Consider the following 26203-nt stretch of genomic DNA (forward strand, 5'->3'; position numbering starts at 1 on the left):
CCTGGAAATGGTCGGCGTGTCGAAGGCTTTTGGCGGCGTGCATGCCTTGCGCGACGTCGATTTCGACCTCGCGCCTGGCGAGATCCACGGGCTGGTCGGCGAAAACGGCGCCGGCAAGTCGACGATGATGAAAATCATCGCCGGCGTCCATCACGGGTTCGAGGGCGACATGCGCGTCGACGGCAAGAGCGTGCATTTCCGCTCGCCGGGCGAGGCGCTGGCTGCCGGCATCGGCATGGTGCACCAGGAACTGTCAATCGTGCCGGATTTGACGGTGGCCGAAAACGTCTTCCTCGGCGTCCAGCCGCTGGTCGCCGGCGGCGTCGTCGACTGGCGCCGCATGCGCCGCGAGGCGAGGGTGCAGCTTAAAAGCCTCGGTCTCGACATCGAGCCGACAGCTCGCATGGGCAGCCTGCCGGTCGGCATCCAGCAGCTCGTCGAATTGTCGCGCGTGCTGTTTTCCGGCGCAAAGATCATCATTCTCGACGAGCCCACCTCCGCCCTGTCTCCGCCGGAAGTGGCGCGGCTGTTCGAGGCGCTGCGGCGGCTGAAAAGCCAGGGCCGCACCATCGTTTTCATCTCGCATTTCCTCGACGACGTGCTGGCGATCTCGGACCGCGTCACGGTGTTCCGCAACGGCCGCAAGGTGGTGACCGAGCAAACCCGGGCGTTGACCAAGGATTCCGTCATCGCCCACATGATCGGCCGCGGCGCGGCCGACATGCATATGGGCGAAAGCTCGGAACTCAGCGGCGACGATGCCAAGCCCGTCGTGCTGGAAGCCAGCGGCTTGAGCGACGGACAGATGGTCCGCGACGTTTCGCTGAAACTCAGGGCCGGCGAGATCACCGGCGTCTACGGCTTCATGGGTTGCGGACAGGTGGAGCTTTCCCGCGTGCTGTTCGGCAAGGGCAGCCTCAGGGCGGGCACCTTGGCGCTGAGCGGCAAGACGGTGCGCTTCGGCTCGACGGCGTCGGCGCGCCGCGCCGGCATCGCCTACCTGCCGGAGAGCCGGCGCATGATGTTGTTCCGCACCGAGCAGGTGTTCAAGAATATTTCCATCGCCATCCTCGGCCGCATCCACCCGATCCTGCTCAAGCCGCGCAAGGAGCGGGAGATCGCCGCCCGGCACATCCAGGACCTGCAGATCAGGCCGCCGAAATCGGAGATCGCGCTCGGCAATCTATCGGGCGGCAACCAGCAGAAGGTTGCGCTGGCCAAATGGCTGACCGAACTGCCGAAGGTGCTGATCCTGTCGGAGCCGACGCGCGGCATGGACGTCGGCGCCAAGGAGGACGTCATCCGCATCGTAAAATCGCTGCGTGATCGTGGAGTCGCCATCCTCGTGCTGTCGACCGAGCCGGAGACGATCCTGACGCTGGCCGACCGGGTAACGGTGCTGAAGCGCGGCGTGGTGGCAAAGGAATTCACGCGCGGCCACATCGACAAGACGGACCTGCTCGATGCGGCGTAAGGGTCGAAGCGAGAGGTCGGCCGACGTGCGGATGTTGGTCGTGAAGCATCGGCAAGGTAAGTCAGTACAGAGGGAAACTGGTTCGAAATGACCTTGCAAACCGAGACCGGCCCAAAACCCTTCGAACTGAAGCGGTTCCTCGCCGAGCAGATGCGCAACATCGCGCCGGTGTTCACGCTGATCGTGCTGGTCATCTTCTTCTCGACCCAGGCCGAGAGCTTCCGCACCTTCGATAATTTCATGAACATTTTGAGCCAGGCCTCGATCACCGGCATCATCGCCGTCGGCCTGACCTTCGTGATCCTGACCGCCGAGATCGACCTGTCGGTGGCGGCGATCGCCAACGCGATCGGGATCCTGGTGGCCTATTTCACCATCCAGCCGGAATACGTGAACATCGCCAACCTGCCGGTGCAGGGCTGGATCGCCATCATCCTGACACTGGCGGCCTGCCTGACGCTGGGGCTGGTAACCGCCTTTGGAGTGGTGGGCATCGGCATCCCTTCCTTCATCATGACGCTTGCCATGATGCAGATAGCCAACGGCATGTCTGCCATGCTGGTACGCGGCCAGATCGCCTACAATTTTCCCGACCTGATCACCACGCTGGGCTCCGGCACGATCCTCGGGGTCAAATGGTCGATCATCGTCTGTCTGCTGTTCATGCTGGTGGCGCATCTGGTGCTGACCTACACGCGCTTCGGCCGCTACGTGTACATGGTCGGCGGAAACCGCGAGGCGGCGGAGTTTTCCGGCGTCAACGTCAAGATGATCATCGGCGCGGTCATGGTGATTTCGGCCATGTGCTCCGGCATCGCCGGCATGATCGGCGTCGCCTATTTCGGTTCGGCGCAGCAGAACCAGTTCGACACGTTCCTGCTCGACGCCATTGCCGCGGTGGTGGTCGGCGGCACCAGCCTGTTCGGCGGGCGCGGCGGCATCGGCAACACCATTATTGGCCTGATGGTGCTGGGTGTGTTGAACAACGGGCTCGACCACATCCAGATCGACAGTTTCCTGAAGATATTGATCCGCGGCCTGATCCTGCTGGCGGCGCTGGTGATCAATGTCTATGCGCAGAAGCTCAGGGAAAGCGCGCGCGAGTAATTTTCCCGGCGCGGCATCGTTTCGGAGGATTGCCTTGAAGAAGATCTTGAATGACCCGTTCAGTTATGCGGAGGAAACGCTGCGCGGACTCTGCCGCGCCTATCCGCAATACTATCGCCTCGCACAGGATACGACACGGGTTGTTGTTCGAGCAGACGGACCGATCCAGGGCAAGGTAGGGATAGTCTCGGGAGGCGGCTCTGGGCACCTGCCGATTTTCACCGGTTATGTCGGGCCGGGGTTTCTTGACGCGGTCGCCTGCGGCGACGTCTTTGCCTCTCCCTCCGCCGACGAGATGGCGACCGCGATGCGCGAGGCCAATGGCGGGGCAGGGGTCTTGCGGCTCTACGGCAACTATGGCGGTGACGTCATGAATTTCGACATGGCCGGCGAAATGGTTGAATTCGATGACATTTCCTCGACCACGGTGCTGCTTGCCGACGACGTGGCGAGCGCGCCGCTCAATGAGCGCGAGAAGCGGCGCGGCGTCGCCGGCATGGTGCTGACATTCAAGATCGCCGGCGCGGCGGCGGAGGCCGGGCTGGACCTGGACGAGGTGACGCGGGTGGCGCAGAAGGCAGCCGACGGCTGCCGCTCGATGGGCGTGGCGCTGTCGCCCTGCACCGTGCCGCAGGCCGGAAAGCCAACGTTTTCAATAGGCGACGACGAGATGGAGGTCGGCATGGGCATCCATGGCGAACCCGGCGTGAAGCGCGGAAAATTGAGGCCGGCCAACGACATAGCCGACGCGCTGCTCGATCCGATCCTGGCGGACTTGTCGCTGCCGCGCGGAGAGCGGGTGACGGTGCTGGTGAACAGCCTCGGCGCCACGCCGGTCGAGGAATTGTTCATCCTCTACGATCGCATCGCGGATCGGATCGAGGATGCGGGGCTGAAAATCGCCCATCCGCTGGTCGGCCGCTACGCGACCTCGATGGAGATGGCGGGCGCCTCGCTGACCGTCCTGCCGCTGGACGGCGAACTGGAAAAGTTTTTGACCGCGCCGGCGGCCTGCGCCTTCTGGAAGGTGTGATTGTGGGGCTGACGGTCGTTCAACTTAGAAGTGTCGTGGCGAAAATTCTGGCGGTGCTGGAAACCGAGCATGAAAGACTGACCTCTCTCGACGGGCAGATCGGCGACGGCGATTTGGGGATCACGCTGATAAAAGCGTTTCGCGAACTCGACCGCACCAAGGATGCCTGGCCGGACGATGTCGGCATGGCGCTGATGCAGGGGGCGGGCGCGGTGTCGAAGGTTTCGAGTTCGAGCTTCGGCACGCTGCTGGCGACCAGCATGATGGCGGCGGCGAAACTGACCAAGGGCCGGACCGAGGTGGCCTGGAACGAGGTGCCGGGTTTTCTCGACAAGGCAGTCGAGGCGATGATGGCGCGCGGAAAGGCCAGCCTCGGCGACAAGACGGTCATGGACGCAGTCTCGGGCGCGGCGAAGGCGGGGGCCGGCAAGGACGATCCGGCGGAACTGCTGGCGGCGTTGCGGCAAGGCACGGACCGGGCGATGGCCGAATTCCGCGACAGGCCGAACAAGATCGGACGGGCGCGGATTTTTGCCGAACGCACCATCGGCATGGACGATCCGGGCATGGTGGCGTTCAAGGTGATGATCGACGCGGTTTGAGGCGCGACTAGCGACGGAGCTCCTTACCGCGGATTGCCCGCATCTGTGTTCGGTCCGGTCGCAGGCGATACTGAAACTGAATCGGCTGGCTGCGGGCGTGCCCCACCATCGGGGCACGCCCGCGTCGCCACGTGCACCACGCACCCGGCACGCATGATGCCAAGAGTCGGTTTCAGCCTGCCTGACATCGGGGGATTCCGCACCGCCTTTGTAGCGTCGAATCCGAGGCCTGGATTCCCGACACTCTCCGCTTTGTTTCACTTCGCTCACGAGGTCGGGAATAACGACAGTCATTATCCGTTTCAGCTAATCGTCAACGTTGGAGATTAACCGAGGCGGGTCGTGTCTGTCGTCATTCCCGACCTCGTGAGCGAGCGAAGCGAAGCGGAGAGTGTCCGGAATCCAGTCCTCGACAGCGGTGAAGCCAAAGCCGGTGAAGAACCCAGCGGTGTTTGGCCAATCAGCAAGCCACCGTCCAACATCCGAGACGTGTGAGCGCTATAGGTACTTCACGGGGAAGCGTGCCGGCAGCGCGGTGGCGTGCCTCGATTTTTCCTTCGACGATTTGGTTGGAAAGATGCACAAGAAATGTTGAATTCGGCATTTCCGGATGCGAGCCGATTCTAGGTAATCATTGATTTTTTAACGAGGTACAGTTTTAGAACTTGTTTGAAGGTTCAACATGTCTCCTTAAGGGCACAAGGCAAGATGCCAAAGGAGAAAGACAATGAACACTTCCAGGAGGACGCAGCCCGCCTCCCGCATATTCGATGTCATGACGATCGCCCGCGCGTTCGGGCCGAAATTCGGCCGGGCAACGGGTTTTGTGCAGCGCGCGAACCGCATCAGGCTGAGCCATGCCAGCCTGCGCGCGATGCCGGACCACATGCTGAAGGACATCGGCATCACGCGCTGCGAGATCTCATTCCCGATGCGTTTCCCCAAGGCGAAGTCCGCAGGCTGGCTACGGCGATCCGGCGAATGACCTGCTGATTTCCCCGGCCACCGGTGCGGAGAACGAAGCCGGCTCGAAAGCCAGCCTCGTTCCGCCGCGTCTTCTCGCCTGAATCAATTCAACTCGTTCGATCCCCAAACGGCCCGAGGCCGTCGCGGCGCGTGTGTTCGCTGCCGGATCACCAACTTCAAAAGGAACTATCACTATGGCTACCCTGGATCTCACCAAAGCAACCGCGTCCCTCGACATGACGGACCCCAACCTCGTCACCTTCGGCACGGCGGGGGCGACACTGCCGTTCTACTTCAATTATCTCACGCCCGCCGGGAGTTCCGTCGTTTTGCAGGGTGAGAACATGACCTATGGCGGCGGCCGGCCGGTGTCCGGCACTGTCACCAAGATAGAACTGGATACCGGCGCCTACGACGCCAACCGGCCGGAGCTCGTCATCACCGGCGTCTCCCTCGAACCACAGGCCCTGCTCGCCGGGCCTGACAGTTTCTGGCGGTTCCTGGAAGGCAACGACGTCATCACCGGCGCCTCGCTGACGACTGCCCGTCCCGATGCCGAGTTCAAGCTGTTCGGCGACGGTATTTCCGCGCGGGCGGGCGCAACCGGCGGCAATGACATCATCCAGCCCGGCGATGCCAACACCACCGCAATGGGCGACGTTTCCCAGGTTGGAAGCAGGAGCACGACTTCCGCGCTCGTCGACTACCGCGGCGGCGTGGACGACATAACCGGGGCCGCCACCACGGCGTTCCAGTCCTTCTCCGGCGATGCCGAAGTCCTTTTTGCTTCCGGAAAGCTCACAGGCGGCAACGACACCATCTACATCCAGTCGACACACGCCCAGGCAATGGCGGTCGGTGATGTGGTGATCGTCGAAGGCATGAAGGGCCGGGTGGCTCAACTGATTGGCGGCAACGACTACATCGCCGCCGGCCCCGATTTTCATGGAACGCTGATCGGCGACGCGGCCGCGCAGAACTCCGACACGCTGGTCTATGGCGGCGACGACCGGATCGAGGGCGGCCTGGTGCGCGACGAAATCTACGGCGACGTCCAGTATGTCACCGGCGGGCGCCTGTATGCGGGCGACGACCGGCTGCGCGGCAATCGTGGCGACGACGTCATCTCCGGCGATGCCGAGCGGATCGAGAACGGCGCTCGCGTCGTCGGCGGCAACGACACCATCTACGGCGGCGAAGGCAGCGATCGCATCTATGGCGAAACGGCCTTCGAAGACAATTCGGTCGTCATCGTCCGCGGCGACGACCTGATCTTCGGCGAAGCGGGCGAGGACGACATTTTCGGCCAGACCGGCAACGACCAGCTCTATGGCGGCGCCGACGCCGACCGGCTCTATGGCGGCACCGGCAACGATTTTCTGGATGGCGGCACTGGTCTCGACACCATGGAGGGCGGCATCGGCAACGATGTCTATGTCGTCGATGCCATCGGCGATGTGGTGATCGAAGTTGCGGGCCAGGGCACCGACACGGTTCTCAGCTTCCTGAACAGCTACAAGCTCGGCGACAATTTCGAAAAACTGACCTCGCTGGCGACCGGCGATTTCATCGGCATCGGCAATGACCTCGCCAATGTGATCGAGACCGGCGCCGGCAAGGACGCCATCGGCGGCCGGGGCGGCAACGACGTTCTGATCTCCGGGAGCGGCGACGATCAGCTTCACGGCGAGGCCGGCAACGACGTACTGGACGGCGGCGCCGGGCGCGACCGGTTAGAAGGCGGCGACGGTTTTGACACCATCAGCTACGCCAGCGCGGACAAGGGTGTGCGTTTCGCGCTCGACGGGGCGTTTGCCGGCACCGGCGACGCCGAGGGCGACAACCAACTGGGGGTCGAGGCGGTAGTCGGGTCCAACTTCGGTGACGTGCTTCGCGGCGATAGCGGCATCAACAAGCTCGAGGGGCGCGGCGGCAACGATGCGATCTCCGGCGGCGCCGGCAACGACGTGATCGTCGGCGGCGCCGGCAAGGATACGCTCAGCAGCGGGACCGGCAACGACAGGTTCGACTATCTGGCGCTGAGCGACGGCGGCGACACCATCCGCGAGTTCCGCAATTCCACGGGCAACAACGATGCGCTGCGTTTCGAGGGCGATGTATTCGGCGGTCTCGCCAACGGTGCGCTCGCCGCCAAATATTTCGTTGCGAATGCGACCGGCGTTGCGACGACGCTCGACCAGCGCTTCGTCTACGAGACCGACACCGGCATCCTGCGCTACGACGCCAACGGCTCCGCCGCCGGCGGGGTGACCGTCATCGCCACCCTCACCGGAGCGCCGGGCCTGACGGCGGGCGACTTCTTCATCATCTGAGGTGTCGTCGTCTCGGTCGAGCCGGCCGCGGCCGGCTCAGGATTTCGGCAGCAGCCCCGGCAGTTCTTTCAGAAATGTGTCGCGGGCGACGAGGCCGGAGCCGATGGCTTCGCGCTTTTCGGTCTGGATGAGGCGGGCGAAGACGATCGAGCGCTCGCCGCGCGCCGCCCAGCCGACGAACCAGCCATAGGCGCGGGTGCGGTCCTGCGAGCCGTCGGGCTTGCGCAAGAAGGCGGAGCCGGTCTTGCCGTACAGCTCCCAACCGCCGGGCAGCGGTGGTTGGGCGGTGATCGCGGCGGTCATGTCGAAGGCGGCCGGCGAGACCGGCAGCTCGCGCCGCACCAGCCTGCGCAGGAAGCCGACCTGCTCGGCCGGCGAGATCTTCAGCGACGAGCCGATCCACGAGCGCTCCAGCCCGTTGTTCTTGCCCGGATCGCCGGAAACGTCCTCGTTGCCGTAGCCGAGCGATTGGGTATAGGCGCGAAAACGCTCTTCACCGAGGTTTTCGGTGATCCGCTGCGAATACCAGACGACGGATTTTTTCATCCAGGCGGCCGGATCGGTGTCGGTGCGCCATGCCTTGATCCAGTCCGGATAGCCTTCCTTGAACGGCAGCAGCGGCGTGTGCTCGTCCTTCAGGAAACCGGAATCGTAGCCCATCAGGGCGAGCGCGATCTTGAAGGTCGAAGCCGGCGTGACCCGCGTTTCGCAATCGCCCTCCTGCATGAGCATCTTTCCGGTGGCGGCGTCGGCCAGCGCCGTGCATAGGGTTTTGGCCTGGGCCGAGACGGGCAGCAGCGCCAGGGCAAGAGCGATCAGGATACGCATTTTCCGTTTCCATGTCTGATTGGGCCCGCCGAGGCAGGGATAGCGGGCGAGGGTTAAGCGGAGATGAGTCATCATCCGTTCGAACCGGGCGCCGGCATGGCGGGATCGCGGTAAGACTTCGGAGATTTCTCAGAACTATTATGCGCCTCGAACCCGGAGCGCGCGCATGCAGTCAAGTCCGGCATTGAGCATCGGCCTTCCGGTGGCCCTGTGCATAATCATGCTTGGGCTCGGCCTGTCGCTGCGCTTCGAAGATTTTACTCGCGTGCTGGCGCGGCCGGGGCCACTGATCGTCGGGCTCGTCTGTCAGGCTATTCTTTTGCCGGCGCTGTGCTTTGCGCTGGTCTATGTCTCCAGCCTGCCGCCGGCGATCTGCGTCGGCATGATGCTGCTGGCCGCGAGTCCCGGCGGAACCTCGGCCGCGCTGTTTACGCATCTTGCGCGCGGCGACGTGGCGCTCGGCCTTGCCATGACAGCGGTCGGCTCGCTTCTGGCGATGGCCACCCTTCCGATCGTCGCCAATCTCTCGCTGACGACCTTTTACGGCGAGGCGACTGCCGTCAGGCTGGAATTCCGTCAGGTGCTGCAGATATTCCTGATCGCCATCGTTCCGGCGCTGATCGGCGCCTTCATCCACGGAAAACATCCCGCGCTCGCCAAGCGCATGGACCGGCCGGTGAAGCTGCTGGCGACGCTGTTCCTGGCGGCGGTCGTCCTGGCCGCACTGATAGGGCAATGGAGGCTGCTGGCCACGTGGGGGCTTTCGGTTGGCACGCTCGTGCTGGTCTTCAGCCTGATGAGTTTTGGGCTCGGCTATTTCGTGCCGCGCATGCTCGGGGTCGATCGCCGGCAGGCTGTCGCGCTCGCCATGTCGACCGGCGTGCACAACGCCGCGCTCGTGATCGCGCTGGCGATGAGCCAATACATGCTGAACAATCCCGAAATGGCGATCCCGCCTGCGGCCTATGGGCTGGTGGCCTATATCGTCGGCGGTTTTTTTGTCTGGGCGCTCAATCGCGGCGCGCCGGCATGAGCGGCATTGCCGAGCGAACGAAGCTCGGTTCCGAACCCGAACCTCTCGCTCTTGGGCTTTTTTGCGAATGATAGGAAAAAAGTCCCTGACGGCGTGACGATGGTCTGGTAGGTTTCAGCTATCATCCGACAAGTGTGAGTGGCGCGGCCGGCTTACCCTCCCTCTTGGGGGAAGGGCTCGCGAAGCGAGCCGCTCGGCATGGCCTGCTGCCGGTTCGTAAGCTTCTCAATGATGTCCTTGTAGTCATCCGAGATCAGGCCTTCGAGGAAGCGCCAGGGTACTTGTACTTCGTGCGAACCGAAAACAAATGGTAGGACGTCATAAGGCGAGAAGTTGAAGGTCAGTCCCTTCCTGTCGAATCCGAACTGCCCAAGCAACTTCCAGAGGTCGTCCTCGGTTTCTTTATAGCCTTCGAAGAAGGAGTTCTTGCCGATCTCGCCTTCGAACTCCGCGAGGATGATCTTCTCGCAGTAGGCTATGACTCTCTGCGCGAACTCTGCCGAATGTCCGAGCAGATTCTGGATATCGAGCGATCCAGCATCCTCTCCAAAGAAATTTAGTGTCGTGATGTAGTGATTAGGGTGTGCAGCACCAACAAAACCGATGTATGAATAGAATCTCAGGGACAACATATCATCGGAACGGAAAAATTCTTCCGTGCTGATCGACCATTCATGCTTTTGGCCATTCTCGTTCATCTCTTCGCCGTCTTCGACAAAGAGTCTCTTGAAATCGCTGCGGGCTCCGTAAAACCCTTCCAGTACCTCGGAGGCGATCGCGCCGTTCAGGTAAGTCCAGTACAGTCCTTCCTCGTCGTAGTGGAGGTATTCTCCACGACATTCGTAGGACTTGGTGATGTCATCGAACTCGATTTTCTGTGATCCCTTTAACGACCTTTGCTCGATCACAGTCTGCTGCCTCGGCGGTTTAGGCGCGTCGCCCGACAGTTGCGCCCGCCGCTTCTCAACACCTTCTGACAGGCGCTCCTTCCAGTCGTCGCCGAAATCAAAATACTGGAAGCGGGTGAGTTCGACGGGCAGCTTGATCGGTTCGAGCCGGATCGGGATCACATAGAGCGCTCCCAGCGGCTGGTCCTCGACGAGCCGCAACGTCTGCCGGATTTCCCGGTTTACTACGCCAGACCGTTTGAGGATGGCTTCTGAGCATAGGTGGATGACAAGTTCCGCTTCCCGCTGTCCCTTGTCGCGTTCCCTATCCCAGTCTGTTCCGGCGACGAGCGATTCCTTGTCGAACCACACGTCGTCTCCCTTCTCGTTGAGAAACCCATAGACTTTCCACGCGACTTTCTCGTGTTCGGAAGGATATCCAAGGAAAATCTTCAAGATGCGTCCTCGACGTCGAATCTTTGATTCAAGAATAGCACGGTCGCGACGCGTCGGTAGAGCCTATTCCGATTCGCGCCGGCAAAGGCTGGGTGCGATATGCTGCATAGTCACAAATTGGGGAGAGAGCGGCCCTTACGCTAAGAACACATGCAGTCGTCCACATGCCAAAAACCTACCTCTGATCCCTAAACGAAATAGGAAGAAAGTCCTTGACGGCGTGACGGTGGTCTGGTAGGTTTCAGCTATCGTCCGAAAAGTGTGAGTGGCGCGCAGGTGAGCAAATCGCCGGCGACCCCCTCTGGCCTGCCGGCCATCTCCTCCTCAACGGGGAAGAGGCCCTGTGGCGCCGTTCGGGCACAATCAGGGAAAATCGAAAATGACAAAAGAATCGCCGCTCAGGGAGCGGGCGAACCGGCCGCTGTCGCGCCAGCGGGCGCTGCGGATGCTGGCGGAGGGCGCAAAGCCGACGCTGGAACTGCTGGCCGACGCCAGCGCGCGCTCGCTGAGGACGCTGCGGGCCGACGCGAAGAAGGAGGGCTGGGCGATCGGCCGCGAGCCGGAGCCGGACATCGGCGCCCGGCTGCGGGCGATGGCGACCGGGCTGCTCGACAAGGTCGAGGCGCTGCAAGACGGCGATGACGGCAAGAACGACAGGCAGGAGATCGACACGCTGCTCGCCATGATCCGCGGGCTGGAGAAGATCGACGAGATTTTGCGCTCCGAAGAGAGTGCGCGGGAAAACCAGATCCGAAGAGATGAAGACCTCGCAGACGTCCTTGACCGCGTTAATGAAAGAATTGTCCGTCTCGCAAAGGAATTTGCAGCGGCAATGGTCGCTCAGGGTGCTGGGCCTGTACGGGGCGAGCCTGGCTGACGGGCAGTGGGTCACGCAGGCGCGTCCGCCGCAATATCCGCTGCTGCTCGGCCAGCCGGCGACCTGGCTGGTGACCGGTGGGCGCGGCGGCGGCAAGACGCGGCTCGGCGCCGAATGGATCAATGCCGTGGCGCGCGGCCTGCCGCCTTTCACCAAGGGCAGGCGGCGGCACAATCTGATCGCGCTGGTGGGCGAGACGCTGTCGGACGTGCGCGAGGTGATGATCGAGGGGCCGTCGGGCATAAGGGCGACGGCGCGCGACAATGTCGCCCGCTACGAGCCGAGCCGGCGGCGACTGGTCTGGCAGAACGGCGCGGTGGCGCATGTGTTTTCGTCGGAGGATCCGGAAAGCCTGCGCGGGCCGCAATTCGAGGCAGCCTGGTGCGACGAGCTGGCCAAGTGGAAGAACGCACAGGCGACCTTCGACATGCTGCAGTTCGGGCTGCGGCTGGGGATATTGCCCCGGCAGATCATCACCACTACGCCGCGGCCGACAAAGCTGATGAAGCGGCTGATCGCCGACCCGAAGGTGATCGTAACGAGGCTGGCGACGGTGGGCAATGCCAAGAACCTGGCGCCGGGTTTCATCGCGGCGGTGAAGGAGCGCTATGGCGAGACCAGGTTCGGGCGGCAGGAGCTTGACGGCGAGCTGATCGAGGACCGCGAGGACGCGCTGTGGTCGCGCGAGCAGGTCGAGGCAGCCTATAAGGCGGATGTGCCGGAGGTCGGGCGCATCGTCGTGGCGGTCGACCCGCCGGCGAGCGCCGGGCGTTCGTCGGATGCCTGCGGCATCGTCGCGGCGGGACTGGCCGGCGACGGGCGGGTGGTGGTGCTGGCCGATGCCTCGCTGCGCGCGGCAAAGCCGCAGGACTGGGCGGGCGCCGCGGTGAAACTGTTCCACCTGCTGGAGGCCGATCGCATCGTCGCCGAGGTCAACCAGGGCGGCGACATGGTGGGCGCGGTGATCCGCGCGCTCGATGCCGGCGTGCCGGTGAAAGCGGTGCGGGCGCGGCGCGGAAAATGGACGCGGGCCGAGCCGGTGGCGATGCTCTACCAGCAGCGCAGGGTTGTGCATGCCGGCCGCTTCGCCGCGCTGGAGGACGAGATGTGCGACTTCGGTCCCGACGGGCTCTCCGGCGGCCGCTCGCCGGACCGCGTCGACGCGCTGGTGTGGGCGGTGAGCGAACTGCTGCCGGACAGGTATTCGGAGCCGAAGATCAGGACTCTGAGCGAATAGCGAATAGCGAATAGCGAATAGCGAATAGCGAGGATCGATTTGGTTCCGGCCAAGTCAATGGAATTATTCCCTATTCCCTATTCGCTATTCGCTCTTAACCGAGGATCGCCGATGCGACTGAAATGGCCCTGGCGCGGCAGCGCCCGGAACGGCGGAACTGTGCCCGAGGCCAAGAGCACGTGGCCGGGCGGTTTCGTCGCCCTGCACATGCAGGCCGAGGCGGCGTGGACGCGGCGCGACTACGCGACGCTGGCGCGCGAAGGGTTCATGAAGAACCCGGTCGTGCACCGCGCGGTGCGGCTGATCGCCGAGACGGCGTCGGCGGTGCCGTGGCTGCTCTACGAGGGCGAGGCCGAACTGTCGCAACATCCGCTGCTGGCGCTCTTGGAGCGGCCGAACGGACGGCAGGCCGGCGCGACGTTCCTGGAGGCGCTCTACGGACACCTGCTGATTTCCGGCAACGCCTATGTCGAGCTGGTCGAGGCCGGCGAGGTGCTGCGCGAGCTACACTTGCTGCGACCCGACCGGGTGTCGGTGACCTGCGACGCAGCCGGCTGGCCGGCCGTACTTGAATACCGCACCGACAAGGCACGGCGCGCCGTGCCGCTCGGCCGGGCCGACGAGGGCGGGGCGCTGCAGCTTTCGCTGTTCCATCCGCTCGACGACCATCGTGGGTTTCCTCCGCTGGAGGCGGCGCTGATGGCGCTCGACACGCACAATGCGGCGGGGCGCTGGAACAAGGCGCTGCTCGACAATTCGGCGCGGCCCTCCGGCGCGCTGATCTATGCTCCGAAGGACGGCGGCAACCTCACCGACGAGCAGTTCGACCGGCTGAAGGCCGATCTGAAGGAACAATATTCGGGAGCAGCACGCGCCGGAAAGCCGATGCTGCTGGAGGGTGGGCTCGACTGGAAGGCCATGGGCCTGTCGCCGAAGGACATGGATTTCGTCGAGACCAAACATTCGGCCAGCCGCGACATCGCGCTGGCCTTCGGCGTGCCGCCTATGCTGCTCGGCATTCCGGGCGACTTGACCTACGCCAACTACCAGGAGGCGAACCGCGCCTTCTACCGCATGACCGTGCTGCCGATGGTGGGTCGCACCCTGCGAGAATTCTCCGCGTGGCTGGCGCCGGCTTTCGGCGAGGGCCTGCGGCTCTGGTACGACGCCGACCAGGTCGACGGGCTTGCCGCCGAGCGCGAGGCCCTGTGGACGAGAGTGGGGGCTGCGGATTTCTTGACCGACGACGAGAAGCGGCAGGCGGTGGGGTACGGAAGAAGCGAATAGCGAATAGCGAATAGCGAATAGCGAGCGTTGGTGCGGGCAGGGGCAAGTCAATGGATTTCTTCCCTATTCGCTACTCCCTATTCGCTATTCGCTGATTTTCCACCGGACAATCACATCATGACCGATTTCAACGAAGCGGCCTTGCTATGGGCCGCCAAGGGGGCGGGTGCTGTCGCCGGCTCGGCGATCTCGCTTGCCTACATGCTGCCGGCCGGACCGCGCGAGGCGGCGATACGCTTCGCCGTCGGGCTGGTCTGCGGCCTCGTCTTCGGCGGCACCGCCGGGCTGAAGATCGCCACGGAACTCGGCATCGCGAAGGCGATCGGCCCCGGCGAGATGGTGCTGATGGGTGCGGCGCTTGCAAGCCTCTGCGCCTGGTGGGCGCTCGGCCTGATCAGCCGCGCCTTCGCGGCCGGCATCGCCGGCAGGATTTTCAGGAGCGGCAAATGAACAGACGAAACGGCGCGCTGGCGGCCGAGCGCAAATATGCCGGCGTAAGACTGGCGCAGGTGGAGGGAGACGGCAGCTTTCGCGGCTATGCCAGCCTGTTCGGCGCTATCGACCTCGGCAAGGATATGATGATGCGCGGCGCCTTCGCCCGCTCGCTGCGCGACCGGGGCATCGCCGGCATCCGCATGCTCTACCAGCACGACCCGAGCGAGCCGATCGGCGTTTGGACAGAGCTTTCGGAGGACGCGCGCGGCCTGTTCGTGCGCGGCCGGCTCGCCAAGGACGCGGCCAGGGCGCGCGAGGTGCTGTCGCTGATGCGCGCCGGCGCGCTGGACGGGCTGTCGATCGGCTTTCGCACCGTGAAGGCGACGACCGACCCGGCGAGCGGCGTGCGCCGCATCGTCGAGGCGGACCTGTGGGAGATCTCGGTGGTGACGTTCCCGATGCTGCCCGGCGCGCGCGTCGAGGCGGTGAAGGGCCGCGCGAGCCTGCCCACGGTGCGCACATTCGAACGCTGGCTCACGCGGGACGCGGGGCTGACGCGCGGCGAGGCCCGCACGGTGATCGCCAAGGGCTACGCCACCCTCGTGGGCGAGCGGGACGCCGCCCCGGGATCGTCGGACGACCTCGTGAGCAGGCTTCGCGAGGCCACACGCATCATGCATCCAACAAGGATTTCACGACCATGACGGAACGCACGGGCCCCACGGGGCTGGAATTGAAGTCGGCGGACGCCACCGGCCTCGCCGAGGCTTTCGGCGACTTCATGACGACATTCGAGGCCTTCAAGGAGGCCAATGACGAGAAGCTGGCGGAGATCGAGCGGCGGCTCGGCGCAGACGCGGTCACCACCGACAAGGTGGAGCGCATCTCGAAGGCGCTCGACCAGCAGAAACGCGCGCTGGACGAACTGGCGCTGAAGCGGGTGCGCCCGCCGCTCGGCGACGCCGGCCGCAGGGCCGCGCCCTCCGAGCACAAGGCGGCGTTCGACGCCTATCTCAGGCGCGGCGACGAGCGGGCGATGCGGGCGCTCGATCTGAAGGCGATGTCGATCGGCTCCGGCGCCGACGGCGGCTACCTGGTGCCCGACGAGATCGAGGCCGAGATCGGCAAGCGGCTGGCGCAGATTTCGCCGATCCGCGCCATCGCTTCGGTGCGCCAGGTTTCGTCGGCGGTGCTGAAAAAGCCGTTCTCGAGAACCGGGCCGGCGGTCGGCTGGGTGGCGGAGGTGGCGGCGCGGCCGCAGACCAACTCGCCGACGCTGGAGGAGCTGCAGTTTCCGACGGCCGAACTCTATGCCATGCCGGCGGCGACGCCGGCGCTGCTGGAGGATGCGGTGGTCGATCTCGACCAGTGGATCGCGGCGGAGATCGAGACCGCATTCGCCGAGCAGGAGGGCACGGCCTTCGTCAATGGCAACGGCACCAGCAAGCCGAAGGGCTTTCTCGACTACGGCAATGTGGCCGAAGCGAGTTGGACCTGGGGCAACATCGGCTATGTCGCAACGGGCGTGGCCGGCGCGCTGCCGGCAAGCAACCCGTCTGACAAGCTCATCGACCTGGTCTACGCTCTGAAGGCCGGCTACCGGCAGAACGCCAACTGGGTGATGAACCGCAAAACCCAGGCGGCGATCCGCAAGCTCAAGGACGCCGACGGCAACTATCTGTGGCAGCCGCCGGTGACGCCGGGCAGCCGCGCCATGCTGATGGGCTTTCCGCTGGTCGAGGCCGAGGACATGCCCGACGCCGCCACCGACGGGACGCCGATCGCCTTCGGCGATTTCGCCCGCGGCTATCTGGTGGTCGACCGCACCGGGGTGCGCGTGCTGCGCGATCCGTATTCCACAAAACCCTACGTGCTGTTCTACACGACCAAGCGCGTCGGCGGCGGCGTGCAGGATTTCGACGCGATCAAGCTGCTGAAATACGGCACGACGTAAGCCTGCCCGAAAATCCGCCATGCCGGGCTGCAAATGGCGTTTGGCTGCGCTCCGGTGCTCACGTACTTAACGTACGTTCCGCTCCGGTGCTCTCCAAACACCCTTTTCGCCACGGCCTGACGAATTTTATGGGCAGGCTTGGAGCCATCTTAAACGGCACATAGCCGACGGGCGGTCACTCATTCCTGCGCCCTGCGTCGCGAGTGCCGTCGCGGCCCCGGTCTTCTCCCGCCGGGGCCGCTCCTTTTCCCAGATCGTCTGAAAATGGCTGAGGGCGGGCTGCAAACGGCGTTCCGCCCTGAACCATTTTCAGACGGTCTCTCAACCGCGAGGTTTTTGATGACACTGGTTCTCACCGGAGCGCCGGAGGCGGAGCCCGTCACCGTTTCGGAGGCCAAAAGCTTCCTGCGGCTCGCCGGCTCGTCCGAGGACACGCTGATCGAGGGATTGATCCGTGCCGCGCGCGAAGACGTCGAGCGGGCGACCGGGCTGGCGCTGATCGACCAGACTTGGCGGCTGGCGCTGGACGCCGTCCCCCGCAGCGATGTCGTCCTGCTGATGCGCCATCCCGTTCGGGAGATCATCGCGGTGACCGCCTACGGCACCGAAGGCGAAGCCGCGCTGGTGAGCGCGGGCGACTACCAGGCCGACCTCATTTCGCGGCCGGCGAGACTCTTCTTCCGCGCGCGACCCGAGCCGATGCGGGCATTGAACGGGCTGGAGATCGATTTCCGCGCCGGCTTCGGCGAGGCGGGACCCGACGTGCCCGACCTGCTGCGCCGCGCCATCCTGGTGCTGGTGGCGCATTGGTACGAATTCCGCGCGAGTTTCGGCCCCGACGAGCAGCCTGTGGCCTATCCGCCGCAATATGAGCGGATGATCGCAGCCCATCGCGACAGGAGGCTCTGATGCGCTCGACCTTTCTCGATCCGGGCGCGCTGCGCATCGAACTGTCGTTGCAGGCGGCGGCGCTGGCAGCCGACGGGCTGGGTGGGCATATCCAGACCTGGCAGGAGGTCGCGACCGTGTTCGGGCTGATCGAACCGGTCTCGCAGGCCAGCCGCTTAGGCGCCGACCAGACGCTGGAGGAGAACACCCACCGCATCACCATCCGGCGCCGCGACCACGTCTTGCCTGGCATGCGTTTCGTCCGGCTGGCGCGGCTGTTCGAGATCCTGACCGTTCACGATCCCGACGAGTCGGGACGCTATCTGAGCTGCCGCGTGCGCGAGGCCGGACAATGAAACTGTCGATGAAGCTGACCGTGGACAGCTTGATTCGAACTCTCAGAATCCAGGCGCAACAGCTTGCGGATGAAGTGGAATATCCCGATATCAAGAGCGGCTTCGAGGGCGGCCTCTCCACGCCCCGCCGCCGGCCGGCGCCGCCCGCCATGATGGATGCCGACGATGACGAAATCCGCCGCTGAACTGCAGAAGTCGATCTTCGCCGCGCTGGGCGGCGACGCCGCGCTGACCTCGCTGCTGGGCGCCGGCAAGATCCACGACCTCGCGCCGGGGCATGTGGCCTTTCCCTACATCACCTTCGGCCGAACCAGCGTGTTCGACTGGAGTACCGGCACCGAGAGCGGCGACGAGCATCTGTTCACGCTGCATGTTTGGTCCACGGCGAAAGGCAAGAAGGAGACGCTGGCGATCATGGAGCGCGCGAAAACGCTGCTCCATGACGCGCCGCTGGAACTTGTCGGTTATCATCTGGTCAGCCTGCGCCTGGAGTTTTCGGAGGTGCGCTTCGACGAGGACGCATCGGTGCATCACGGCCTGATGCGGTTCCGGGCGCTGATAGAGGTAGCGGGGTAGTCCAATCGCATACGGACAATTATCCTGTCCGATCCGGCTTTGCCGGTTCGTCTCTCCTACGCGTCTCGCCGTAGGCGAGGCGTGGAGGATCATTGGACGACGCAAGCCCATATGCGCTCGACGGGAGTAAGCGGCGGCGCACTAAAAAAATCATCTCGGGAGGCCAAAAGATGGCTGCACAGAAGGGCAAGGACCTCTTGCTCAAGATCGATCTCAACGGTCTCGGTAATTTCATCACTGTCGCCGGCCTGCGGGCGCGGCGGCTCGCCTTCAACAGCGAGACCGTCGACGTGACGGACGCGGATTCGGCGGGACGCTGGCGCGAGCTTCTGGCCGGCAGCGGCGTACAGCGCGCTTCCGTCAGCGGCTCCGGCATTTTCAGGGATGCACAGTCCGACGCCTCGATCCGCACCCGCTTCTTCTCGGCGGAGATCGTCGACTGGCAGGTGGCGATCCCGGATTTCGGCGTGGTCGAGGGGCCGTTCCAGATCGCCGCGCTCGAATATTCGGGCAATCATGACGGCGAAATGACCTTCGAGATCGGGCTGGAATCGGCCGGCGCCATCAGCTTCGCGGTGGCGCCATGAGCGTCAACCGGCGGCGCGGCGAGGTGGCCGCGGAACTCGACGGGCAAGGCTTTCGGCTGTGCCTGACGCTGGGTGCGCTGGCGGAGCTGGAGGCGGCCTATGAAGCCGACGATCTCGGCGCGCTGATCGAGCGTTTCGCCGGAGGCCGGCTGTCGGCGCGCGATCTGATCCGCATCGTCGGGGCAGGGCTGCGGGGAGGGGGCAACCCGGTTTCCGACGAGGAGGTGGCGCGCATGCAGGCGGCGGACGGGGTGGCGGGTTTTGCAAAAATCGTCTCCGACCTGCTGGCAGCGACATTCGGCGCGAAGCAGCCTGCGGAGATGTCGCAAAACCCTTGAGCGCCGCGGCGGGCAAAGGCGGCGAACCTTTTCCCTGGGACACGGCGATGGCCGTGGGGTTCGGCCTGCTGCGGCTTTCTCCGCACGATTTTTGGGCAATGACGCCGCGCGAGATCGAGCGGGCCATGAGCTTTTTCAAGACCGGCGCAAGCGCGCCGCCGGGGCGCAACGAGCTGGCGGCGCTGATGATGGCATTCCCGGACGCGCTGCCAAACCGATGAGGCCGGTGAGCCCGGCACACTCCTGCATGGGAAGTTCTTGATATGGCCGAAAATGTCGTGGTCTCGATCGAGGCCGACACGCAGCCGTTCCTGACGGCGCTGGACAGTCTGCAGCGGCTTTCCGCGGGATTCGGCTCGCAATTGACCGGTGCGCTGCGCGGCGCGGTTATCGACGGGCGCGAGCTGGACGGCGTGCTGCGGCGCATCGCGCTCAACCTGACCGGCATGGCGCTGAACCAGGGGCTGCAGCCGCTGCAAGGCCTGGTGGGTTCGCTGTTTTCAGGGCTGACGGGCGGACTTTCCGGCGCGCTGCCCTTTGCCAAGGGCGGTGTCGTGCCGTTCGCCTCCGGCGGCGTGGTTTCGGCGCCGACCTATTTTCCGGCCGGCGGCGGCCTTGGCCTGATGGGCGAGGCCGGTGCCGAGGCGATCCTGCCGCTCAGGCGCGGCGCCGACGGACGGCTGGGCGTCGCCGCGCAGGGCAATGGCGGCGGGCCGGTCAACATCGTCTTCAACGTCACCACCCAGGACGCGGCCTCCTTCCGCAAATCGGAAGCGCAGGTGACCGGCATGCTGGCACGGGCGGTGTCGCGGGGGATGAGGACGTTTTAGGGGAATAGGGGAATAGGGGAATAGGGGAATAGGGGAATAGGGGAATAGGGGAGGCTGTCGTTCCCTGAAAAATGGCGAATTGCAGTTCCGGCCGCATATGAGAGCCTTTTCCTACTCCCCTACTCCCCTACTCCCCTCTTTAGGGATCCACATGACTGAACTTTCCGCCTTCCACGACGTACGGCTTCCGACCGCCGTGTCCTTCGGCGCGACCGGCGGGCCGGAGCGGCGCAACGAGATCGTCACGCTGACGTCGGGCCGCGAGAAACGCAACGCGCGCTTCGCCCATTCGCGGCATCGCTACGACGTCGGCACCGGGCTGCGCTCGCTGGCCGATCTCTACGAGATCGTCGACTTCTTCGAAGCGCGGCGCGGCTCGCTGCATGCCTTCCGCTTCCGCGATCCGTTCGACATGAAGTCGTGCCGGGCGGACGCGACACCGTCTCCCTCCGACCAGATGCTCGGCACCGGTGACGGCGTGACGGCGCGGTTTCCGCTGGTCAAATTGTATGGCGCGGGTGACGGCGCCTATGCGCGGCCGATCCGAAAACCGGTGCTGACCAGCCTGGCGGTGGCCGTCACCGGCATCATCGCCGCGCCGGCCGACTACAGCTTCGACGACTCGACCGGCGACATCGTCTTTTCGCCTTCCGCCATTCCAGAGGAGGGGCAAGCGGTGACTGCCGGATTCGAGTTCGACGTGCCGGTCCGTTTCGACATCGACCGGCTGGAGGTCGGCATCAGCGCCTTCAAGGCGGGTGCCATCCCCTCGATCCCGCTGGTGGAGGTGAGGCTGTGACGATCTATCCGGAGGCGCTGGCCGCGCATCTCGCCGGCACGGCGACGACCGTCTGCCATTGCTGGCGGCTGACGCGGCGCGACGGCACGGTCAAGGGTTTTACCGACCACGACAACGCGCTGACGGTGGACGGGACTACGTTCCGGCCGCTGACCGGCTTCAGCGCTACGGAGGCGCGCGACACGATGGGACTGGCGGTCGACACGGTCGATGTCGAGGGCGCGCTGTCTTCCGACGAGATCGACGAGGCCGACATCGCGCGCGGGTTTTATGACGACGCGACGGTCGAAACGTTTCTGGTCAACTGGCGCGCGCCGGGAGAGTTCGCCCGGCTGCGCCGCGCCACGATCGGCAAGATCACACGGCGGGACGGCGCTTTCGTCGCCGAGCTGAAGAGCCGCATGCACGCGCTGGACCAGGTCAATGGCCGCGTGATCGCGCGCCGCTGCGACGCTGAACTGGGCGACGCGCGCTGCCGCTTCGTGCTCGACCAGCCCGGCTTTTCGGCAACGGGGACGGTGCTGGCCATCGAGGCGCCGGATCTGCTGCGGGTCTCGGGGCTGGAGGGTTTTGCCGCCGGCTGGTTTTCGTTCGGCTTGGTCGAATGGACGAGCGGGGCGCGGGCCGGGGCCAAGTCGCATGTCATTGGGCATCTGAAAGCCGCCGGCGGCGTCAGCCTGTCGCTGCAGCCGGAAGAAGGGCCTTCGCCCGAAACAGGCGACGCGTTCCTGGTGCGGGCGGGCTGTGATAAGGCATTTTCGACCTGTCGAGAAAAGTTCGGCAATGCCGTGAACTTTCAGGGCTTTCCGCATTTGCCGGGCAACGACGCAGCGTATGGCTACGCTGTCGACGGCGACGTGTTCGATGGCGGGCCGCTTGTGCCATGAGCGACGGAACCGATGACGTGAACGCCCGCATCGTGGCGGAAGCGCTCGGCTGGGTGGGAACGCCTTACCGGCATCAGGGCGCGCGCAAAGGCGTCGGCTGCGATTGCCTCGGCTTGCTAATCGGTGTCTGGAGGGCGGTCTATGGCGCGGTTCCAGAGGAGCCGGGGCCGTATTCGGTCGACTGGGCGGAGACGGGCGGCTGCGATCGGTTTTTGCAGGCGGCGCGGCGGCATTGCCGGGAGAAACCGCTGGCGGAGGCTATAGCGGGCGACCTGATCCTGTTCCGCTGGCGGGCGCATTTGCCGGCCAAGCACGCGGCGATCCTGGTGGCGCCCGACCGCTTCGTGCACGCCTACGAGGGCAGCGCGGTGGTGGTCAGCGCGCTGGTCCCCCAATGGCGCAAACGGATCGCGGCGGCGTTCGCCTTTCCCGAGATCGGCTGAGTTTCTCTCGATTTTTCATCGAAAATTTCCGGAAGTCGCATGGCCGCATGAAGCGGGAGCGGCCGTCCGGCGCAACGGGATTTTGCGATGGCGGTTCTTCTCCTTGAGGCGGCTGGCGCCTACCTGGGCGGTCTGTTCGGCCCGATCGGCAGCGCGGTCGGCACTGCGGCGGGCGCGTTCGCCGGCTATGCGCTGGACCGCGCGCTGATCGACGGTACGCGCCGCGTCGAGGGGCCGCGGCTGGCCGGCGCAAGGCCCTTCTCGGCAGAGGAGGGCGCGCCGATCCCGCGCCTCTACGGCACGGCGCGGCTGGGCGGCACGATCATCTGGGCGACGCGCTTCGAGGAAACCAAGACCACCCGCCGTCAGGGCGGCAAGGGCGGCGCGAAAGTCACCGAATACAGCTATTTCGCCAACGTGGCCTTCGCGCTGTGCGAGGGCGAGATCGCGGGCGTGCGGCGCGTCTGGGCGGACGGGCGCGAGCTCGATCTCAACGGCATCGAGATGCGTGTGCATAAGGGCGGCGCCGACCAGCCGCCGGAACCGCTGATCGCCGCGAGACAGGGCACGGACAATACGCCGGCCTATCGCGGCATCGCCTATGCCGTGTTCGAGCGGCTGCCGCTGAGCGATTATGGCAATCGTATCCCGCAGTTGCAGTTCGAGGTGCTGCGGCCGGTGGGCAGGCTGCGCCATGACATAAGGGGCGTGGCGCTGATCCCCGGCTCGACCGAACACGGGCTCGATCCGACGGTGGTGGTGAAGAAGGCCAGGCCGGGCGAGGAGGTGGCGGAGAACCGCCACGTGCTCTTCGCGCCGAGCGACATCGTCGCCTCGCTCGACGAATTGCAGATGCTTTGCCCCAACCTGACCGACGTGGCGCTGGTGGTGTCGTGGTTCGGCGACGATCTGCGCGCCGGCGAGTGCCGCATCCGGCCAGGCGTCACAGCGGCGGCGGGCGCCGATTTTTCGAAACCCTGGATCGTCTCGGGCATCGCGCGCTCCGAAGCGTTGGCGGTTTCAAGCCATGGCGGCGGCTCGGCCTATGGCGGGACACCGACCGATGCGTCGGTGATGGCGGCGATCGCCGAGATCAGGTCGCGCGGGCTGCGGGTGGCACTCTATCCGTTCATCATGATGGACATCGCCGAGGGCAACGGCCTGCCCGATCCACATGGCGGCGAAGAGCAGGCCGCCTATCCGTGGCGCGGGCGGATTTCGTGTTTTCCTGGACCGGAAGCGCCGGGTTCCGCTGACGAGACGGCGACGGCCCGGACGCAGGTCGAGGCGTTCTGCGGCGAGGCCGAGGTTGGCGAGTTTTCGGCCGGCGGCGGGACTGTGGCGTTCGGCGGGGCGGAGGGTGACTGGGGTTTTCGCCGGCTGATCCTGCATTATGCGCATCTGGCGCAGGCCGCCGGCGGGGTGGACGCCTTCCTGATCGGCTCGGAAATGCGCGGGCTCACCACCCTGCGCGACGGGATCAACGCATTTCCCTTCGTCGAAGCGCTGTGCACGCTGGCCGACGAGGTCAAGGCGCTGCTCGGGCCGGGAACCGACATCTGCTACGGTGCGGACTGGAGCGAATATTTCGGCCATCATCCGCGCGACGGGTCGGGCGATCTGTTCTTCCACCTCGATGCGCTGTGGGCGCGGCCGTCGATAAGTGCCGTCGGCGTCGACAATTACATGCCCCTTTCGGATTGGCGCGATGCGGACTACCGCTCCGGCAATCCCGACGGGGCGAGCGGCCCTTACGATCCGAAGACGCTGCGCGCGGCGATCGATTCCGGCGAGGGGTTCGACTGGTTCTATGCAAGCGCCGCCGACCGCGAGGCGCGCAACCGCACGCCGATCGAGGACGGTGCTTACGGAAAGCCCTGGGTGTTCCGTACCAAGGACCTCGTCGGCTGGTGGTCGAGCCAGCATTTCGATCGCATCGGTGGCATCGAACTGCCGACGCCGACGGCTTGGACGCCACGCGGCAAGCCGATCTGGCTGACCGAACTGGGCTGCCCGGCGATCGACAAGGGGCCGAACCAGCCGAACGTCTTTGTCGATCCGAAGTCGAGCGAGAGTTTTACGCCATACTTCTCGAACGGCGGCCGCAGCGACCTTGCGCCAAAACGGTTCCTTGAAGCGCATGCCGCGCATTGGGATCCGGCCAGCCCTACATTCGACCCAGTGAAGAACCCGCTTTCGCCGGTCTATGGCGGGCGGATGCTCGACCATGAGCGAATTTATGTCTGGTGCTGGGACGCGCGGCCGTTTCCTGCCTTTCCGCTTCAAGGCGAAGTCTGGGCCGACGGCTCGAACTGGCATTTCGGCCACTGGCTGAACGGCCGGCTGGAAGCGCCAGATCTCGGCGCGGTCATCAACGCCATCCTTGCGGATCACGGCCTGCCGGTGGCGGATGTGGCAGACGCCGACGGCACACTGCAGGGTCTTGTCATCGACGATCCGGGATCGGCCCGCGCGGCGCTGGAACCGCTGGTCGACCTTTTTGACCTCGCGGTCGGCGAGCATCCGGACGGGCTGGTCCTCCGTTCGGCCCGGGCGCGCGCCGCCGCGCCGCTGGTGATAGCGGAGGCGGTCGTGGAGGAAGGTGTCGCGAACTTCGAACGCGTGCGTGTTCCGGATCACGAGCTGCCGACGGAAGCGGTGCTTGCGTTCCGCGACCATCTTGCCGGCTACCAGTCGGCCTCGGCGCGCAGCTTTCACGCCGGTGCGGCCGGGCGGCTGCAGCGGATGGTCAGCTTTCCCGGCGTGCTGGAGCAGGGGCAGGGCGCCGCGCTTGTGGCGGACTGGCACCGTCGGCTGTGGGCCGCTCGTGAAAATGTGGTGCTGTCGCTTGCGAGCTACAGCCGGGGATTTGAGCCCGGAGCCATCATCCGGCTGCCGGGCGAGGACGGCAGCGAGTTCCTTGTCACAGAGATCGAGGACGGGCTGGTGCGGAGGCTCAAAGCCATGCGCATCGAGCGCGGCGCGCCCGTTCCGTGGACGAGCACCCCCGGGCCGGCGGATGCGCCGCCGGTCATTCATGCCGGCAAGCCGCATGTGCTGTTTCTCGATCTTCCGGCGCGCACGACAGCCCTGCCGCCGCAGCACCACTTTCGCGTGGCGGCCTGGCGGAAGCCCTGGAAAAGCCAGGTGTTGCTGGCGTCACCCGAAGAAACGGGATTCCAGCCGCGGGCGACGATCGATCATCCAGCCGACCTCGGCGAACTGGTAGAGGCGCTGCCGCCCGGAAGCGTCGAGGGACGGGTGGACCGTTCGTCAGTGCTTACCGTCATGCTCTTCGACTCGGAGGCCGCCGGCGTCAGCCGCATGCAATTGCTTTCCGGGGCCAACGCGGCTGCCGTGCGCAGCCAAAGCGGCGTCTGGGAGATCGTGCAGTTCGAGACCGCGGAGGAGATCGAGCCCGGCGTCTGGCGCCTCGGGTACCTGCTGCGCGGGCAGCTCGGCACCGGCGACGCCATGGCGGCAGGTGCGTCCGCCGGCGCGCCGTTCGTGTTTCTGGACGATCGCCTGAAACCGGCGGGGCTGCTGGCTGGCGAGATCGGCCTTTCGCTCAACTGGAAGATCGGACCGTCGGGAGCGATCGTCTCCGACGAAACCTTCGTCAGCCAGTCGGCGACGGGCGGCTTGCGGGCGCGGCTGCCTCTGGCGCCGGTGCATCTGCGCTGCAAACCGCAGGCCAGCGGTGACCTCGCTTTCACCTGGGTGCGGCGCGGTCGCTTCGATGCCGACGACTGGGCGGCGACCGAAATCCCGCTCGGCGAGGAAGTGGAAAAGTACCGGATCGACATTTCGCTGCCGGGCGAGCCGGTGGTCCGGTCACAGACCGTGGGCGTCGCCGCATGGACCTATCCGGAGGCAGAAATCGTGGTGGATTTCGGTGGCTTGCCGACCGAGATCGAAGCGGCAGTGTGCCAGCTCAGCCTGTCGGCCGGCTGGGGAACTGCGGCGACGCGCCGATTCAATTTCTAAACA

At 65.2% G+C, this 26203-nt stretch carries 27 protein-coding genes; 25 read left to right on the top strand and 2 right to left on the bottom strand.

Annotated elements, in window-relative coordinates; translation table 11 throughout:
• Positions 1 to 7 precede the first annotated feature (7 nt).
• The 6 genes from RB623_RS22690 to RB623_RS22715 all read left to right on the top strand — a co-directional run bounded on the left by RB623_RS22690 (position 8) and on the right by RB623_RS22715 (position 7515).
• Positions 8 to 1474: a sugar ABC transporter ATP-binding protein gene (locus RB623_RS22690; RefSeq protein ID WP_308059398.1), complete on the top strand. Its 1467-nt coding sequence runs from the start codon at positions 8 to 10 to the stop codon at positions 1472 to 1474.
• Between the two features lie 87 nt (positions 1475 to 1561).
• On the top strand, positions 1562 to 2581 hold the full coding sequence (locus tag RB623_RS22695) for an ABC transporter permease (RefSeq protein ID WP_308059284.1): 1020 nt from the start codon (positions 1562 to 1564) through the stop codon (positions 2579 to 2581).
• Between the two features lie 34 nt (positions 2582 to 2615).
• Positions 2616 to 3614, top strand: a complete 999-nt coding sequence (locus RB623_RS22700) for a dihydroxyacetone kinase subunit DhaK (RefSeq protein ID WP_308059285.1) — start codon at positions 2616 to 2618, stop codon at positions 3612 to 3614.
• 35 nt (positions 3615 to 3649) lie between these two features.
• A complete protein-coding gene (locus RB623_RS22705; protein WP_308059286.1) occupies positions 3650 to 4216 on the top strand; it encodes a dihydroxyacetone kinase subunit L in 567 nt (188 codons plus the stop codon).
• A 727-nt stretch (positions 4217 to 4943) separates the two neighbouring features.
• Complete coding sequence (locus tag RB623_RS22710) at positions 4944 to 5201, top strand: DUF1127 domain-containing protein (protein ID WP_308059287.1); 258 nt, start codon at positions 4944 to 4946, stop codon at positions 5199 to 5201.
• A 175-nt stretch (positions 5202 to 5376) separates the two neighbouring features.
• The gene (locus tag RB623_RS22715) at positions 5377 to 7515 is read left to right on the top strand and encodes a calcium-binding protein (protein WP_308059288.1); all 2139 of its coding nucleotides are present in this window, start codon (positions 5377 to 5379) and stop codon (positions 7513 to 7515) included.
• 36 nt (positions 7516 to 7551) lie between these two features.
• Here the strand turns inward: RB623_RS22715 and blaOXA are convergent, their stop codons facing one another.
• Positions 7552 to 8343 carry a class D beta-lactamase gene (gene blaOXA, locus RB623_RS22720; protein WP_308059289.1) on the bottom strand — a complete coding sequence of 264 codons (792 nt, stop codon included), beginning with the start codon at positions 8341 to 8343 and terminating at the stop codon, positions 7552 to 7554.
• Between the two features lie 166 nt (positions 8344 to 8509).
• On the opposite strand from blaOXA, the gene RB623_RS22725 reads away from it, so the two are divergent.
• On the top strand, positions 8510 to 9376 hold the full coding sequence (locus tag RB623_RS22725; protein WP_308059290.1) for a bile acid:sodium symporter family protein: 867 nt from the start codon (positions 8510 to 8512) through the stop codon (positions 9374 to 9376).
• A 152-nt stretch (positions 9377 to 9528) separates the two neighbouring features.
• Here RB623_RS22725 and RB623_RS22730 read toward each other — a convergent pair whose 3' ends face one another.
• Complete coding sequence (locus tag RB623_RS22730; protein ID WP_308059291.1) at positions 9529 to 10719, bottom strand: TIR domain-containing protein; 1191 nt, start codon at positions 10717 to 10719, stop codon at positions 9529 to 9531.
• 379 nt (positions 10720 to 11098) lie between these two features.
• On the opposite strand from RB623_RS22730, the gene RB623_RS22735 reads away from it, so the two are divergent.
• From RB623_RS22735 to RB623_RS22820, 18 genes are all read left to right on the top strand, one after another.
• A complete protein-coding gene (locus RB623_RS22735; protein ID WP_308059292.1) occupies positions 11099 to 11596 on the top strand; it encodes a hypothetical protein in 498 nt (165 codons plus the stop codon).
• Positions 11511 to 12833 carry a terminase large subunit domain-containing protein gene (locus RB623_RS22740; protein WP_308059293.1) on the top strand — a complete coding sequence of 441 codons (1323 nt, stop codon included), beginning with the start codon at positions 11511 to 11513 and terminating at the stop codon, positions 12831 to 12833. Before RB623_RS22735 ends, RB623_RS22740 begins: the two co-directional genes overlap by 86 nt.
• Positions 12834 to 12944: 111 nt before the next feature.
• Entirely contained in the window at positions 12945 to 14120 is a 1176-nt protein-coding gene (locus RB623_RS22745; protein WP_308059294.1) for a phage portal protein, read from the top strand.
• Positions 14121 to 14237: 117 nt separating this feature from the next.
• Positions 14238 to 14570: a DUF6107 family protein gene (locus RB623_RS22750; protein ID WP_308059295.1), complete on the top strand. Its 333-nt coding sequence runs from the start codon at positions 14238 to 14240 to the stop codon at positions 14568 to 14570.
• Positions 14567 to 15259 (top strand): HK97 family phage prohead protease, encoded by a 693-nt coding sequence (locus tag RB623_RS22755; protein WP_308059296.1) that lies wholly within the window; start codon positions 14567 to 14569, stop codon positions 15257 to 15259. The genes RB623_RS22750 and RB623_RS22755 overlap by 4 nt, the downstream gene beginning before the upstream one ends.
• The gene (locus RB623_RS22760; RefSeq protein WP_308059297.1) at positions 15256 to 16509 is read left to right on the top strand and encodes a phage major capsid protein; all 1254 of its coding nucleotides are present in this window, start codon (positions 15256 to 15258) and stop codon (positions 16507 to 16509) included. Before RB623_RS22755 ends, RB623_RS22760 begins: the two co-directional genes overlap by 4 nt.
• A 339-nt stretch (positions 16510 to 16848) precedes the next feature.
• Positions 16849 to 17418, top strand: coding sequence for a head-tail connector protein (locus RB623_RS22765; RefSeq protein ID WP_308059298.1), 570 nt, complete (start codon positions 16849 to 16851; stop codon positions 17416 to 17418).
• Entirely contained in the window at positions 17418 to 17753 is a 336-nt protein-coding gene (locus RB623_RS22770; protein WP_308059299.1) for a phage head closure protein, read from the top strand. The genes RB623_RS22765 and RB623_RS22770 overlap by 1 nt, the downstream gene beginning before the upstream one ends.
• On the top strand, positions 17750 to 17938 hold the full coding sequence (locus RB623_RS22775; RefSeq protein WP_308059300.1) for a hypothetical protein: 189 nt from the start codon (positions 17750 to 17752) through the stop codon (positions 17936 to 17938). Before RB623_RS22770 ends, RB623_RS22775 begins: the two co-directional genes overlap by 4 nt.
• Complete coding sequence (locus RB623_RS22780; RefSeq protein ID WP_308059301.1) at positions 17919 to 18329, top strand: DUF3168 domain-containing protein; 411 nt, start codon at positions 17919 to 17921, stop codon at positions 18327 to 18329. Before RB623_RS22775 ends, RB623_RS22780 begins: the two co-directional genes overlap by 20 nt.
• 170 nt (positions 18330 to 18499) lie before the next feature.
• Complete coding sequence (locus tag RB623_RS22785) at positions 18500 to 18916, top strand: phage major tail protein, TP901-1 family (RefSeq protein WP_308059302.1); 417 nt, start codon at positions 18500 to 18502, stop codon at positions 18914 to 18916.
• Complete coding sequence (locus RB623_RS22790) at positions 18913 to 19254, top strand: gene transfer agent family protein (RefSeq protein ID WP_308059303.1); 342 nt, start codon at positions 18913 to 18915, stop codon at positions 19252 to 19254. The genes RB623_RS22785 and RB623_RS22790 overlap by 4 nt, the downstream gene beginning before the upstream one ends.
• The gene (locus tag RB623_RS22795; RefSeq protein ID WP_308059304.1) at positions 19251 to 19475 is read left to right on the top strand and encodes a rcc01693 family protein; all 225 of its coding nucleotides are present in this window, start codon (positions 19251 to 19253) and stop codon (positions 19473 to 19475) included. Before RB623_RS22790 ends, RB623_RS22795 begins: the two co-directional genes overlap by 4 nt.
• A gap of 42 nt (positions 19476 to 19517) precedes the next feature.
• Complete coding sequence (locus tag RB623_RS22800) at positions 19518 to 20084, top strand: phage tail tape measure protein (protein ID WP_308059305.1); 567 nt, start codon at positions 19518 to 19520, stop codon at positions 20082 to 20084.
• A gap of 151 nt (positions 20085 to 20235) precedes the next feature.
• Positions 20236 to 20883, top strand: a complete 648-nt coding sequence (locus RB623_RS22805; RefSeq protein WP_308059306.1) for a DUF2460 domain-containing protein — start codon at positions 20236 to 20238, stop codon at positions 20881 to 20883.
• Positions 20880 to 21770 carry a DUF2163 domain-containing protein gene (locus RB623_RS22810; protein WP_308059307.1) on the top strand — a complete coding sequence of 297 codons (891 nt, stop codon included), beginning with the start codon at positions 20880 to 20882 and terminating at the stop codon, positions 21768 to 21770. Before RB623_RS22805 ends, RB623_RS22810 begins: the two co-directional genes overlap by 4 nt.
• Entirely contained in the window at positions 21767 to 22213 is a 447-nt protein-coding gene (locus RB623_RS22815) for an NlpC/P60 family protein (protein ID WP_308059308.1), read from the top strand. The genes RB623_RS22810 and RB623_RS22815 overlap by 4 nt, the downstream gene beginning before the upstream one ends.
• Before the next feature lie 87 nt (positions 22214 to 22300).
• Positions 22301 to 26200 (top strand): glycoside hydrolase/phage tail family protein, encoded by a 3900-nt coding sequence (locus RB623_RS22820; protein WP_308059309.1) that lies wholly within the window; start codon positions 22301 to 22303, stop codon positions 26198 to 26200.
• Positions 26201 to 26203 lie beyond the last annotated feature (3 nt).

Source organism: Mesorhizobium sp. LHD-90 (assembly GCF_030929505.1).
Classification (GTDB): Bacteria; Pseudomonadota; Alphaproteobacteria; order Rhizobiales; family Rhizobiaceae; genus Kumtagia.

Excerpts from the sequence above, each read along its gene's own strand:
- RB623_RS22765 (WP_308059298.1), top strand. The coding sequence starts at position 16,849 with ATGACACTGGTTCTCACCGGAGCGCCGGAGGCGGAGCCCGTCACCGTT.
- RB623_RS22760 (WP_308059297.1), top strand. The coding sequence starts at position 15,256 with ATGACGGAACGCACGGGCCCCACGGGGCTGGAATTGAAGTCGGCGGAC.
- RB623_RS22695 (WP_308059284.1), top strand. The coding sequence starts at position 1,562 with ATGACCTTGCAAACCGAGACCGGCCCAAAACCCTTCGAACTGAAGCGG.
- RB623_RS22745 (WP_308059294.1), top strand. The coding sequence starts at position 12,945 with ATGCGACTGAAATGGCCCTGGCGCGGCAGCGCCCGGAACGGCGGAACT.
- RB623_RS22740 (WP_308059293.1), top strand. The coding sequence starts at position 11,511 with ATGAAAGAATTGTCCGTCTCGCAAAGGAATTTGCAGCGGCAATGGTCG.
- RB623_RS22790 (WP_308059303.1), top strand. The coding sequence starts at position 18,913 with ATGAGCGTCAACCGGCGGCGCGGCGAGGTGGCCGCGGAACTCGACGGG.
- RB623_RS22805 (WP_308059306.1), top strand. The coding sequence starts at position 20,236 with ATGACTGAACTTTCCGCCTTCCACGACGTACGGCTTCCGACCGCCGTG.
- RB623_RS22820 (WP_308059309.1), top strand. The coding sequence starts at position 22,301 with ATGGCGGTTCTTCTCCTTGAGGCGGCTGGCGCCTACCTGGGCGGTCTG.
- RB623_RS22770 (WP_308059299.1), top strand. The coding sequence starts at position 17,418 with ATGCGCTCGACCTTTCTCGATCCGGGCGCGCTGCGCATCGAACTGTCG.
- RB623_RS22755 (WP_308059296.1), top strand. The coding sequence starts at position 14,567 with ATGAACAGACGAAACGGCGCGCTGGCGGCCGAGCGCAAATATGCCGGC.
- RB623_RS22780 (WP_308059301.1), top strand. The coding sequence starts at position 17,919 with ATGACGAAATCCGCCGCTGAACTGCAGAAGTCGATCTTCGCCGCGCTG.
- RB623_RS22775 (WP_308059300.1), top strand. The coding sequence starts at position 17,750 with ATGAAACTGTCGATGAAGCTGACCGTGGACAGCTTGATTCGAACTCTC.
- RB623_RS22815 (WP_308059308.1), top strand. The coding sequence starts at position 21,767 with ATGAGCGACGGAACCGATGACGTGAACGCCCGCATCGTGGCGGAAGCG.
- RB623_RS22725 (WP_308059290.1), top strand. The coding sequence starts at position 8,510 with ATGCAGTCAAGTCCGGCATTGAGCATCGGCCTTCCGGTGGCCCTGTGC.
- RB623_RS22785 (WP_308059302.1), top strand. The coding sequence starts at position 18,500 with ATGGCTGCACAGAAGGGCAAGGACCTCTTGCTCAAGATCGATCTCAAC.
- RB623_RS22800 (WP_308059305.1), top strand. The coding sequence starts at position 19,518 with ATGGCCGAAAATGTCGTGGTCTCGATCGAGGCCGACACGCAGCCGTTC.
- RB623_RS22715 (WP_308059288.1), top strand. The coding sequence starts at position 5,377 with ATGGCTACCCTGGATCTCACCAAAGCAACCGCGTCCCTCGACATGACG.
- RB623_RS22735 (WP_308059292.1), top strand. The coding sequence starts at position 11,099 with ATGACAAAAGAATCGCCGCTCAGGGAGCGGGCGAACCGGCCGCTGTCG.
- RB623_RS22750 (WP_308059295.1), top strand. The coding sequence starts at position 14,238 with ATGACCGATTTCAACGAAGCGGCCTTGCTATGGGCCGCCAAGGGGGCG.
- blaOXA (WP_308059289.1), bottom strand. The coding sequence starts at position 8,343 with ATGCGTATCCTGATCGCTCTTGCCCTGGCGCTGCTGCCCGTCTCGGCC.
- RB623_RS22710 (WP_308059287.1), top strand. The coding sequence starts at position 4,944 with ATGAACACTTCCAGGAGGACGCAGCCCGCCTCCCGCATATTCGATGTC.
- RB623_RS22690 (WP_308059398.1), top strand. The coding sequence starts at position 8 with ATGGTCGGCGTGTCGAAGGCTTTTGGCGGCGTGCATGCCTTGCGCGAC.